This window comes from Acinetobacter sp. AS167, from assembly GCF_037152175.1.
GTDB lineage: Bacteria > Pseudomonadota > Gammaproteobacteria > Pseudomonadales > Moraxellaceae > Acinetobacter.
This window is the reverse complement of sequence record NZ_JBBCMP010000023.1, coordinates 18,579-31,282: the sequence shown is the minus strand read 5'-3', so window position 1 is coordinate 31,282 and position 12,704 is coordinate 18,579. Positions and strand designations below refer to the sequence as shown.

At 37.4% G+C, this 12,704-nt stretch carries 12 protein-coding genes and 2 pseudogenes; 12 read left to right on the top strand and 2 right to left on the bottom strand.

Translation table 11 applies throughout. The features are described 5' to 3' along the window. From WFN33_RS19985 to WFN33_RS19955, 8 genes and pseudogenes are all read left to right on the top strand, one after another. Nucleotides 1–332 (top strand): annotated as a pseudogene (locus WFN33_RS19985) (RHS repeat-associated core domain-containing protein); the annotation flags it as partial. Between the two features lie 349 nt (nt 333–681). After that, nucleotides 682–975: a hypothetical protein gene (locus WFN33_RS19980; RefSeq protein ID WP_336954788.1), complete on the top strand. Its 294-nt coding sequence runs from the start codon at nt 682–684 to the stop codon at nt 973–975. 2 nt (nt 976–977) lie between these two features. Next, entirely contained in the window at nt 978–1,412 is a 435-nt protein-coding gene (locus WFN33_RS19975; protein ID WP_336954787.1) for a hypothetical protein, read from the top strand. Beyond that, nucleotides 1,409–1,597: pseudogene (locus WFN33_RS20500) on the top strand (hypothetical protein); the annotation flags it as partial. The gene WFN33_RS19975 and the pseudogene WFN33_RS20500, both read left to right, overlap by 4 nt. Nucleotides 1,598–1,736: 139 nt before the next feature. Further along, nucleotides 1,737–2,150: a hypothetical protein gene (locus tag WFN33_RS19970; RefSeq protein WP_336954785.1), complete on the top strand. Its 414-nt coding sequence runs from the start codon at nt 1,737–1,739 to the stop codon at nt 2,148–2,150. Between the two features lie 754 nt (nt 2,151–2,904). Further along, a complete protein-coding gene (locus WFN33_RS19965; RefSeq protein ID WP_336954784.1) occupies nt 2,905–3,627 on the top strand; it encodes a tetratricopeptide repeat protein in 723 nt (240 codons plus the stop codon). 20 nt (nt 3,628–3,647) lie between these two features. Further along, nucleotides 3,648–4,106: a hypothetical protein gene (locus WFN33_RS19960; protein ID WP_336954783.1), complete on the top strand. Its 459-nt coding sequence runs from the start codon at nt 3,648–3,650 to the stop codon at nt 4,104–4,106. Between the two features lie 344 nt (nt 4,107–4,450). After that, complete coding sequence (locus WFN33_RS19955) at nt 4,451–5,635, top strand: hypothetical protein (protein WP_303577324.1); 1,185 nt, start codon at nt 4,451–4,453, stop codon at nt 5,633–5,635. Between the two features lie 111 nt (nt 5,636–5,746). On the opposite strand, the gene WFN33_RS19950 is transcribed toward WFN33_RS19955, so the two are convergent. Together WFN33_RS19950 and WFN33_RS19945 are read right to left on the bottom strand one after the other, a co-directional pair. After that, nucleotides 5,747–6,580, bottom strand: coding sequence for a DMT family transporter (locus WFN33_RS19950; protein WP_336954782.1), 834 nt, complete (start codon nt 6,578–6,580; stop codon nt 5,747–5,749). 75 nt (nt 6,581–6,655) lie between these two features. Beyond that, the gene (locus tag WFN33_RS19945; RefSeq protein ID WP_336954781.1) at nt 6,656–7,636 is read right to left on the bottom strand and encodes a LysR substrate-binding domain-containing protein; all 981 of its coding nucleotides are present in this window, start codon (nt 7,634–7,636) and stop codon (nt 6,656–6,658) included. 100 nt (nt 7,637–7,736) lie between these two features. Between WFN33_RS19945 and WFN33_RS19940 the strand changes: the two genes are divergently transcribed. From WFN33_RS19940 to cntA, 4 genes are all read left to right on the top strand, one after another. Further along, nucleotides 7,737–8,849 (top strand): tartrate dehydrogenase, encoded by a 1,113-nt coding sequence (locus tag WFN33_RS19940; RefSeq protein ID WP_336954780.1) that lies wholly within the window; start codon nt 7,737–7,739, stop codon nt 8,847–8,849. Between the two features lie 42 nt (nt 8,850–8,891). Further along, nucleotides 8,892–10,547 carry a BCCT family transporter gene (locus tag WFN33_RS19935; protein ID WP_336954779.1) on the top strand — a complete coding sequence of 552 codons (1,656 nt, stop codon included), beginning with the start codon at nt 8,892–8,894 and terminating at the stop codon, nt 10,545–10,547. After that, nucleotides 10,544–11,497, top strand: a complete 954-nt coding sequence (locus WFN33_RS19930; RefSeq protein ID WP_336954778.1) for an alpha/beta hydrolase — start codon at nt 10,544–10,546, stop codon at nt 11,495–11,497. The genes WFN33_RS19935 and WFN33_RS19930 overlap by 4 nt, the downstream gene beginning before the upstream one ends. 67 nt (nt 11,498–11,564) lie before the next feature. After that, a complete protein-coding gene (cntA, locus tag WFN33_RS19925) occupies nt 11,565–12,680 on the top strand; it encodes a carnitine monooxygenase subunit alpha (RefSeq protein WP_336954777.1) in 1,116 nt (371 codons plus the stop codon). Nucleotides 12,681–12,704 lie beyond the last annotated feature (24 nt).

Sequence of the window (12,704 nt, the reverse complement as noted above, 5' to 3'; positions counted from 1 at the left end):
GGTACACCACAAACTTTAAGTAATGAGCTAGGCGAGTGTGTTTGGGAAATCAAACAGGATACATGGGGCACTGCTTTAGAAATAAATACAACAAACCAAGACAATCCATTGGAACAAAGTAATATTCGTTTTCAGGGGGCATGAGCAAAGATCGAGCAATGCTCGGTCTGAAGCGCAAGGATAAGGAAACAGGGTTACACTATAACCGTTATCGTTATTACGAACCGTATAGTGCAAGATATATGAGTAAAGACCCCATAGATTTATACGCAGGATTGAATCACTACAGTTATGTAATTAATCCAACTTTGTGGGTAGATGCTTTGGGATTGCAAGTAACCTATGGTGGAGAATTTATCGGTTTAAGTCGTCAAGCTTCAGCAAATTTAGAATACGAAGGTTATCGAAATTATGACTGTTGGATGAAGACAGGTGGTATTTGTCGGTTTCAAGGTCCTCCGTTGTTCGATTATGTTTATTGTTCGGGAGGGGTAGACCCCTTTGCTTACGCGGAGATTACTAACCTACATAATGGTAAGGTATTTCAAGTAGGTGCATCATCAAGGCCAGATGTAAAAGGTGCTAAAGCGATAGGTAAGAATGCTGTGATGGTGCTTGATGGAAGTAAAAAACTAGGTGCTTCTGATCTTACAAAATTAAAAGGTAAGTTTTCGGCTAGTTGTGGCAGGTTATATTTTTAATAAACCAGTAAAGGATTGTGAAGTAAATAATACAGATGCATTTTTAACTGGTTTAGCAGGAAGTGCAAGTGGTGGTATATGGGGAGTACGTGCAGGTTTAGTATTACCTATTGATACAAGTTCTACATCGGTTAGTGAAAAAGTTAAAGCTTATTTTGCCTCTAAAACGATGAAAGGTTTTGAAATTGGGGTTGGTACACCAGGAGCTGATTTTAATGTTGGATATGGTGTTGAAGCTCAAGGTCGTTCACTTACAGAGAAAATTAGGGATTAAATATGAAATTTAGCAGTTTAAGTTTTTTAATATGTTCTATGATCGCTTTAATGGGATGCAATAGTAATAAGATTTATGATGAACCATCAGATAAATACCCGTTTGATGAAAAAATGAAAACTGTTTTAGGTGAAAAATTAGAAGTTGTTAATTCATTGAATAGAGCAGAAGTTCAGTTAGCGTATGTCAAGTTACCTGCAAACTCTATAAAAACTAAGAAAATAATAGACTTATTGGAAAAAGATGGCTGGAAACTTAAAGGGCGAGGAATAAGTGTCGATACATATTGTTTAGGTTCAAAAAATAGCATCAATATAGCTAGTCCAATATCATTTAATGCGACAGATTTTAAGGGAAATAAGGTTAGAGTTACAAAAACGGATGTGGACATAATTTCTTATAGCTATAACAAGTGGGGAGAAGAACTTTGTGAATAATTAATGATTATGGTTATGATGTTTTTGGCAGGCGATTATTTAAGAATAATCATCAAGACCACAGCCTAACCTTATTTGGTTGGGATGGTGATCTGATTGTATGGGAATCAGTGAAATCATCGAAAGTTCAAACTGATTATACTAAGCTCTATGTTTATGAACCAAATAGCTTTGCACCGCAATAGTTATAAGTGTCGGAACAGGTGGTATTGGATTAATCATTATAGAGATGCTGCATTGTTGCTGTTTGAATAGGGGGAGGTAAGGTTGGTTAAATTATGGGAAATGGCGTAGATAAAAATATAGAAAGAGTGATTAATTAGAATGTTAGAAAAGTATTTGGAAATAATTTTTGCAGTAGTTGGGTCTCTTTGGATCTCTTGTGCATTGATTTCTAGTTTCAAAAGTTATGTATATGTTAAAAAAAATCTTAGTGCTATATCTAAATTACTTTTTGAAAATCCTAAATATTTTAAAAAGTTAGCTTTAACTAATTTTTTTTTGATCGAGACAACAATAGGAATTATTGCGGCAGCTAGATTCAGAGAACTAAAAGTATTAAAAAGAGATACAGTTTTTTCTAAAGGGTTATTACCATTAGCACCTAGCCTCAATGATAAAAACCTTAATCTATTATTACAGAATCATGGAGATTGGTATAAGTCTGTTGTACAAAATATAATTTTTTCGTCTATTTGCTTATCAATATTAACGATATTACTCTTCGTGCCAAAATAATATTGAAAATTAACTTATATCAAAAACCAAGACTTCAACTTTGTCGTAGCCCATTTATAGAGATGATATTGAGCTAGTCGTTATTGGTGCTTACGCTGTTACTGGAGGAATAGCCGGAGATTGACTAGGTGAAATGGTTGGATCTGGTGCTGATCGAAGTATAGAATGGATGACTAAATAAAATGCTGGAAAATACTTTAAAAATAATACTAACTATCACAACCTTACTTTTGTTTGTTAGCTATCCAATTGCTGTATTTAAAAGCTATAAATATGTTAAAAAAAATCTTCATTCTCTCTCTAATCTATTTTTTGGAGATCCCAAATATTATAAAAAATTAGATTGGGCGAATCACTTATAAATAGAAATGGCTGTAGGAGCTATTGCTGCTTTAAGATTTAGGGAGTTAAAAATACTTAAAAGAAACTCAGTTTTTTCTAAAGGATACTTGCCTTTATCTCCTAATCTCAATGATAAAAACCTTAATTTATTATTCAGAGATCATGGTAAATGGTATAAGTCTGTTACAAGAAATATCACTATTTCATCATTTTGTTTGCTAATTTCAACAATCATTTTTTTATTTTAAAACAAAATTAAAATCTCTCAATTTAAACCCACGACTATACTTTATAAGCTCAAGAAAATTTAAACAGCATGTAGCCTCTAAATTACTTTATAAAGTAACAAATTCTATGAGCCAATCAATGAACCTGAACTTATAATAAAGTTATAAACACTAGGACAACGATAATGCTAAAGAAAACGCTCTTTATATTGTTAAATAGTACAATTTTTTCAGTACATGCAACTCCTGATTTTTTAAGCTATAAAAATTGCAGTCCGCTAAATTTAAGTGATGCAAATTTTAGTCTTTCATCGAAAGATGTCTTTCCTGAATATTCATACATTACTAAAAAATATAACTTTTTTACCTTACCGATTTCAGATCATGATCAACGTTACTGTTTAATTATCAATAATAAGAATAAAGTGATTGTTGATGCTATTCCGACAATATTAAGTGGTATGTGTGCTGGAAAGTGGGATAAGCAAAAGGATCTACCTATTTGGGAGGCTGATGTAGGTGGGGGAAGAGGCGCAGTTGTTTATATGAATTATTCAACAAGCCAAAATTTAAAGAAATTGAAAAAGTCTGAGAAATTAGAAATAGATGAAATAATTAAAAGTATAAATTGTCAATTGCCTGTATATAGCAAAAATGATGTTCAAGAGCTTAATGATTCTGCATTTTATTTATATAAATTAGGTTATTATAATGAATCTTTAAACATTTTAAACCGTGTTATAAAGCTAGATCCAAGTAGAGCAGTAACTTACTTAAATATAGCCGATATTTATGTCGCACAAAAAAATGAACCGCTCGCAAGGAAAAACTACGCTCTATATTATGCAGAGATGAAAAAATTAGGTCTTTTAAACAAAGTGCCAAATAGAATTAAAAAATACCTATAGTTAGGTTTTTTAGGATCGTTATGAAAAAAATTATTAAGTCTATTGTAACCTCATTTCTAGTTTTTTGGCTGGCTGCATGTTCAAATACAGATAAAGCAGAAATTATTCCTGATCGATTTAAGAATTTTATGAATACATATTTTCATGGTTATATTTATGAATATGAGGATATTAATGCTCGTGGTAATCATAATTATGGTGAGCAATATGCACTGTTTAAAATTAAAAAAATTGACTTAGATCAGGGAGAAATGAAAATGATATATAATCAATTGGCTCTAAATGGCTGGCGTGTAATTGAATCTAATGATAAAAATTTTATAAGTTTTTGTTATGGCAATAATTTTAGTTTGGATATTTTATTTCCATTAAAAAAATATGAGGTAACACCTTCTGGAGTTCCAATTAAATTTAATGAGATGGATAATTGGAACATTTTTCTTTATAAAAGTACAACAACAATTGCAGCATGTAGTTAGATTTAAAGAATGAAATTAAACAGAACCTCTACCATTGATTGCGTGCTTTATGATTATTATAAGTAAAAATTTATTTTAAGTTATTGATATTTATTTTTTTATATGCAACCCAGCCATTCTCTATAATAAACTTAAAAATTGATTTTAAGACGCTTTGATTTGAATCGTTGTCATAAGTTTGGTTTTTCAATAAAACCTAAAAATCACAGATTTTTTACTCCCTTACTATCATTTAATCAATCCGCATTAAACACAGTCTGTAAATTCCGACTTTATAGTTTGCCCATTGTTTGTTGTACATAAACTCTTCATTTTTATATGAGGTTAAACAAGGATGTACAACAATGAAGAAGTTATTTCTATTTATAGGTTCAATGGGACTTTTGGTCAGCATGCCCAGTTTTGCAGCAGATTTAAGTATAGGTGACCCTAAAACAGAATCAGGTGAGCTTAAACTTTCTGGCGCAATTCGTACCCGATATATGTACAAAGATTATATCGTTGAGGCAAACGAAGGTTCTAAAAATAAGGACTGGCAGCTTGCAGATATTAAAACAGTATTGAGTTATGAAAATCCAAATTGGATTGCCTCATTAGATCTACGCTGTTACCAATACAGCCGTTTATGTGATGGATTATTTTTAAAAGATGCTTGGGCTGGATATAAAATTTCAGACCAACAACGCTTTACCGTGGGTTTTCAATCAGTTGATTTTGGATTTGGTCGACTGTGGGGTAACAGTTATTATGAAACCTTGTTAAATACGGTTGGTTTAGAAGATATTCAAAATCTAGGTGCGAAGTATCAGTTTAAAAATGATCAATACAATTTTATTTTAGGTTTTTACCCAACAGATGGTGGTAACTATACAGGGACATCCAAAGACGCAAGTCGCTATAGTGGCAACTTTGTTCAAGCCGATGATTTAAGCCAAGGCACAGATATCGATGAAAAAAATATGTGGGTGACTCGCTTATCTAAAAAATTTGAGTTGGACCCAGCGCAAAAGTTTTCAACTGAGATTGGTGGTTCATTCTGGTACTCAGATCTGGAAAATAATCGCACGCAGCAAGACGGTCATCGAAGTACATGGAGTGTATTTAGTACAACCAATTATCAAGCATGGCAATGGCTTTTCCTTGCAGGTGAACAGAACATTAAAAATGCCGATAATCTACTGCCAAATAGCTCAACCATCGGGGCATTTGATTATCCCTACCAAGTGGCCAATAAAGGTAAATTTATGGCCAATGAAATTAATTACACCTTGGCACAGCCTTTTTATCAGTTAGAAAATATTAAACCTTATCTGTCCTATAGCCGTTTCTTTAAAGATCAGAAGAGCTATCAAGATTCAGATCGTTTAATTGCGGGGGTGTATTTTAATTACAAGGCCGTAGGAATTCAGGGTGAATATATTTGGAGTCGTAATGACCCAATGACAGGCGGGAGTGCCAATGGTCTAGCACAAGGCGACAGTAATCAGTGGAATAAATTATTTTACTTATCACTTGGTTATTACTTCTAAAATTAACATTGAAGATCAACCAGTCTATTTAAAAAGGCTGGTTCTTTCGGTTCTGCCTACGCCAGCTACTCTTAGGAATAGTTGGTACTTAGGAATAAACGGCTTTTAGTATTAGGCAACTCTTAGGACCAATGCCCCGATTAAAATAATACATGACGAGATAATACGTATCGTATTAACTTGCTCTTTGAGAATAAAGATCGAAATTAGCGTAGCAAATAAAATTGAGGTTTCACGCAGTGCGGCAACAATCGCAACTGGTGCAAGTGTCATCGCCCACAATGCGAGTCCATAAGAGAAAAATGAGCCAATCCCACCGATTAAACCGAAATGCCAATTATGACGAAAATAATCACCCATCTGGCGATACTGCATTTTCAAGGCAAATATAAAAAAGATCAGACCTGAGAGCACAAAGCTCCATAAGATATAAGAAATGGGTGATCCTGAGAGACGAATCCCATGACCATCCACCAAGGTATAGCCAGCAATCAAGACCGCATTGAGTAAGGCTAAACCAATCCCTTTTCGTCCCGTTTGAGAGCTTGCTAAGATCATGGATAAAATGCCAATCGAAATGGTAATGATCCCAACCCACGCATTGAATTCCAGTGTTTCATGTAGCAAAAATGTCCCCAAAACTGCCACAATAAGCGGAGCAGTACCGCGCATCAGTGGATAGCTTAGTCCCATGTCAGCGATACGATAGATTTTGGCAACCATGCCAAAATAGAGAATTTGTATTCCCGTTGAGGCTAAAATATAAGGCCAGCTAGCGCGATGTGGTAGCGGGAAAAAGGGCAGTAGTAGCGCTGCTAAAACTGCTGCTGATGCAGTCACCAATACAGTGGTTAAAAATTTATTCGAGCCTGCTTTTACAATAGCATTCCAAGTGGCGTGAAATGCCGCTGCGATTAAAATAAGGCCAAATATTGCCGTACTCATATGCTACCTGCTTTTTCATGATCGGGTTAATGTGCATGATGTTGTTGGAAAAAGAAAGCAGGCAGCTTATCGTAATTATAGAAATACTTTTTCTGTATTCGGTTGAGTCAGTTCAACCGCTTGAACCTGTTGTCCACGCGATAGGTTCTGAACATGCTGCAATCGATGGAGCAGTTCATTTTGTATAAACAGGATACAAGTCTGTAATTTAGACGAGCTTTTTAGCCGTGAAGGATAGACCGCCCATACATCGGCATCTTGCCAGTACTCAGGCAAAATATGCTGTAACTGACCACTAACCAGCTCATCAGCAACATCCCAAATTGAACGTAAGATAATGCCATGACCTTCAACTGCCAATTGATGAATAATTTCACCATTATTGGAAATAAAGCGAGGAGTAACATGTACGGACATATCTTCCGAAGCATGTCGTAATTTCCATAACACCGAGGATTGATCACGCTCACTGATGGTTAAGCAATCATGATTGCGCAAATCATCTAAGCTTTTAGGCATACCATTTTTGACTAAATAGCTTGGTGCAGCACAAAAAATTCGGAAGTTTGAAACCATTTTTTTGGCAATCATATTGGGTGCAATTTCATTACCAATCCGAATATCTAGATCAATACTGTGTTGAATTAAATCTTTCGTATTATCAATCGTATCAAACTGAATTTCTAATTTTGGATACATGGTCATTAGCTTCGATAGGATCGGTGCGACGTGTTTGCGTCCAAAACCAAAGCTACTGACAATATCCAGATGTCCAGTAGGGGTACTCAATGGGTTATTGACTAACTCACTGATTTCATCGAACTCATTCAAAATATGAACAACTCTCTCCAAAATCAGTTTGCCATCTTCAGTCAAACTGACATGACGGGTACTGCGATGAAACAATTTACAGTTTAAATTGTTTTCTAAAATATTGATGCGCTTACTAATAAATGCAGGTGAAACACCCAGTTCTTCCGCAGATGCAACAAAACTTTTGCGTTTCGTTACTGTGCAAAAAACCTTTAAATCCGATAGGTTAGGTAGATTGTTCACGATCCGTGTCCATTGGGGTGATAGTTTTATTATTGATCATTTTTGCTGAAAATAGCATGTTTACTTCTAAGGATATTAACCAAAGGTGTAAGGGAGCGTTATGGCAAAAAAGTATAAAGTTGCGACGATTGCAGGCGATGGAATCGGGTTAGAAGTTCTACCAGAAGGGATTAAGGTTGTAAAGGCTGCTGCAGACAAATATGGCATAGCGCTACAGTTCGATGCATTTGAGTGGGCAAGTTGTGATTATTATCTTGAACACGGCAAAATGATGCCAGACAACTGGTTTGAAATTTTACAGCAATACGATGCAATTTTCTTTGGTGCTGTGGGCTGGCCAGAAAAAGTACCAGATCATATTTCTCTTTGGGGGTCTTTGCTACAGTTCCGTCGTCGTTTTGACCAATATGTGAATTTACGTCCAGTACGTTTAATGCCTGGGGTGAAATGCCCACTTGCAGGTAAAAAACCAGGAGATATTGATTTCTACGTGGTCCGTGAAAATAGCGAAGGTGAATACTCTGCGATTGGTGGTAAGGCTTTTGAAGGTACTGAGCGTGAGTTTGTTTTACAAGAAGCTGTGTTTACCCGTCATGGTGTAGATCGCATTTTGAAATATGCTTTTGAGTTTGCCAATCAACGCGATGCTAAAAAAGTTACCGCTGCAACCAAATCAAATGGTATTGCAGTCAGTATGCCGTACTGGGATGAACGTGTTGATGCGATGGCAAAACAGTATCCGCAAATCAAGGCAGACAAACAGCATGTCGATATTTTGGCCGCTCGTTTTGTATTACAGCCAGAACGTTTTGATGTGGTGGTTGCTTCAAACTTATTTGGTGATATTTTGTCGGATTTGGGACCTGCATGTACAGGAACGATTGGTTTAGCCGCTTCTGCAAACTTAAATCCAGAACGTAATTTCCCATCCTTATTTGAACCTGTACATGGTTCTGCACCCGATATTTATGGTCAAAAAATTGCCAATCCAATTGCTGCAATCTGGTCTGGTGCAATGATGTTGGATTTCTTGGCAGATGGCGACGAACAGGTGGTTCAAGCAGGCCAAGAGATTATGCAGGCGATTGAACATGTATTGTTACATGGCCCGAAAACACCAGATGTGGGTGGAACAGCCAAAACGGGCGAAGTTGGAGATGCGATTGCAGCATTTGTAACACATCAAAAAATGGACTTATTCGCGATGGAGTAATCGCCCTTAGGGAATAAACAATCAGGATCCAAGATGGATTGAATGGATATGGATAATCAAAATACAAAACTTTATACAGATAAGACACTTGCAATAACCAGTCTTGCCGTAGTGTTTATTTCGGTGGCTGGTTTGGCAATTTACTCAACTGAATCTATACAGCTTGCTGCTCAATGGATGAAGTGGACAACATCTGTTTTTACCACACCAGTGCTGTTATTTACATTTTTGTCAATTATTTTTACCTTTGCTTTGGCGTTTAGTAAATATGGAAAAATCAAGTTAGGTGAAGGTAAGCCGCAATACACTACCATGTCATGGATTTTCATGTTCATTTTATCGGGTATTGGTTCTTCGACCTTATATTGGGGCTTCTTAGACTGGGCTTATTATTATCAAACACCGGGTTTAAATTTAACCCCTGAATCTGCGGAAGCATTGAAATATAGCGTTGCTTACTCATTCTTTCATTCGGGATTGAGTGCTTGGTCGATTTATGCGCTAGCTTCAATTTCACTGTGTTATAGCTACCATGTCAGAAAGAATAAAGGCTTGAGTTTGGCTTCAATGATTGAAGCGGTCACTGGCTTTAAGGCAACCGGACCTGTTGGGCGTCTTGTCGATCTGATGTTCTTGTTGTGTATGTTCGGTGCTTTAACGATTTCTTTGGTGCTGACTGCGGTGACCTTTACCAATATTTTGTCGCAGTTGACAGGTATTCCCAATACTTTTATGACCAAAGTGGTGATTATTTTTGCAGTATCGATTTTATTCGCCCTGAGTTCTTATGTGGGGATGGATAAGGGCATGCAACGTCTCAGCCATATGGTGTGTTTAGGTGTGGTGTTGTTTGCGATTTATGTGCTGTGCTTTGGGCCGACCCAATTCATTATGAATAACTCGCTGATGAGCTTTGGCTTAATGGCAACCAATTTTGTCGATATGAGTTTATTTACCGACCCAATGGGCGATGGAAAGTTCACCCGTGAATGGACCGTATTTTATTGGTTATGGTGGATTTCTTATGCACCGGGTGTGGCGTTATTTGTAACGCGTGTTTCAAAGGGACGTACCATCAAAGAAGTGATTCTTGCCATGGTCATCGGCGGTAGCGTTGGTTTATGGTTCATCTTTGGGGTGTTTGAAAACTACAGTGTCTATAACTTTATTCACGGTATGGTCAATGTGCCACAAGTTTTAAGCCAACAAGGCGGTGAAGTTGCGATTAGCCAACTGCTTGGTTTATTGCCTGCTGGCAAACTGATGATGTGGATCTTCCTTGGAATTATGGTGATTTTTCTTGCAGCACATATGGATGCTGTGGGTTATGCGGTGTCAGCAACGTGTACCCGCGGTTTACGTGAGGGGCAAGACCCATCACCAAATGCGCGGTTGTTCTGGTGTGTGATGCTAACCCTTGTTCCGATTGCGATGATTTTCTCTAAAGCGCCTTTGGACACCATGAAAACTGCGACCATTGTGACTGCCTTGCCATTCATTGTGATTATTTTGATACAGACCTATGGCTTGGTGAAATGGTTGATTGAGGATTATTCAAAGGTTCCATCCCATCTGATTGAGCAAATGAGTTTTAGCGAGTTGGAATCTTTAGATCAAACAGACTCAAATAAACATATGCACATTGATGTTGCAATTGAACCCACTGCGGATAAAACCAGTCAAAAGGAATTGTCATGACACAACAACCGAGCATGCGCTATAGATTGAGTGAAGAAATGCAAAGTCTGGTGTACTGGAGCAGCATTTATTCGCCTGCGGATGATGATATCGATTCTATTCGGGCTGCGTATGATGCGATGTGCTTACATTACACCTTACCGCGTGATGGTACGGTCAATATTGAAGATAAAACTGTGCCGCAGCTCAATCATCCAGTGAATGTTCGGTTGTATTCACCACTGGGTGAAGCACCAGCAACAGGTTGGCCATGTATTTTATATCTTCATGGTGGTGGTTGGATGGTGGGGAATCTTGATTCACATGAGTTTATCACTCGCTATTTATGTCGTGATTTAAATGTTGCTGTGCTGAGTGTGGATTATCGCTTAACACCAGAACATCATTTTCCAGCTGCATATGAAGACTGTGAAACAGTATATCACTGGCTCTATCAACATGGTCTGCAATGGAAGATAAACCCAAATAAAATTGTTTTGATGGGGGACAGTGCGGGCGGTAATTTAGCGGCTGCACTTGCAGTGCAATTACAACATACAGGGGCTCAAGCCTGTGGTCTTGCAATGGTTTATCCATGTTTGAGTAGTCGTTTTGATACGGCATCCTGTCAGCAGCAAGCAGATGCACCGTTACTGTCAGTAACAGATATGCATGATTACTTGAAAGCCTATGCGCCAAATGCAAGCGATTGGCAGGACTTGCGTTTATCGCCACTGTTGGCACAGGATTTTTCCGATATGCCGTCTAGTTTTATCGCTGTCGCTGAGTATGACCCACTCTGTGATGACGGGCGTTTTTTTGCTGACAAGTTAAAACAAGCCAATATTGCAACCGAATTTTATTTCGGTAAAGGATTACTGCATGGCAGTTTACGTTTAGTCCGTGATTGTCCTGTGGTGCAAGATTTATATCAGCAAATGCTGAGTTCGTTAAAGCCAATGTTTAATTGATTTGAACATCAGCCAATTTTAATCAAAAGGTCGTTAGGACAAAAAAGAGTTTAATGGAGTAAAAGACATGAATGCAGTTGAAAAATTACCAGAAGATTTCTGTTCAAACCCGGACGTAGCTTGGACCTTTCCAAAAGTCTTCTATACATCTTCTCAGGTTTTTGAGCGTGAAAAAGAAGCAATTTTTGCAAAAAGCTGGATTTGCGTTGCACACGGCAGTGAGGTGGCGCAAGCCAATGACTATATTACTCGTAAGGTGATTGGTGAAAACATTATCGTGATTCGAGGTAAAGATAGTGTATTACGGGCTTTTTATAATGTCTGTCCACATCGTGGTCATGAATTGTTAAGCGGAAGTGGTAAAGCGAAGAACGTAATTACCTGTCCTTATCATGCATGGACATTCAAGCTAGACGGGAGTTTGGCGTTGGCACGTAACTGTGATCATGTTGAATCATTTGATAAACAAAACTCAACGATGGTACCGGTAAAAGTTGAAGAATACGCAGGTTTTATTTTTATTAACATGGATGAAAATGCCACTTGTGTTGAAGATCAATTACCTGAATTTGCCCAAAAACTTAATGAAACTTGTGCTGTCATCAAAGATTTAAAACTTGCAGCACGCTTTGTGACAGAGACACCTGCAAATTGGAAAGTGATTGTAGATAACTATATGGAGTGTTATCACTGTGGACCTGCACATCCAGGCTTTGCAGATTCTGTTCAAGTGGATAAATATTGGCATACCACACATCAAAACTGGACTTTGCAGTACGGTTATGCACGCTCTTCGGAAAAATCGTTCAAGCTTGATCCATCTGTGAAAGATCCAACCTTTAGTGGCTTTTGGACATGGCCTTGCACCATGTTTAATGTACCACCAGGCGGTAACTTCATGACTGTGATCTATGAATTTCCTGTAGATGCTGAAACGACATTACAACATTATGATATTTACTTTACCAATGAAGAACTGACTCAAGACCAAAAAGATTTGATTGAATGGTATCGTAATGTCTTCCGCCCAGAAGATTTAAATCTGGTTGAAAGTGTGCAACGTGGTCTAAAGTCACGTGGTTATCGCGGTCAAGGGCGAATAATGACGGATAAGCAACGTTCGGGGATTAGTGAACACGGTATTGCTTATTTCCAAAACCTCGTTGCGCAATATCACAAGTAATCATTTAAAGGAGCCTCTCAAAAC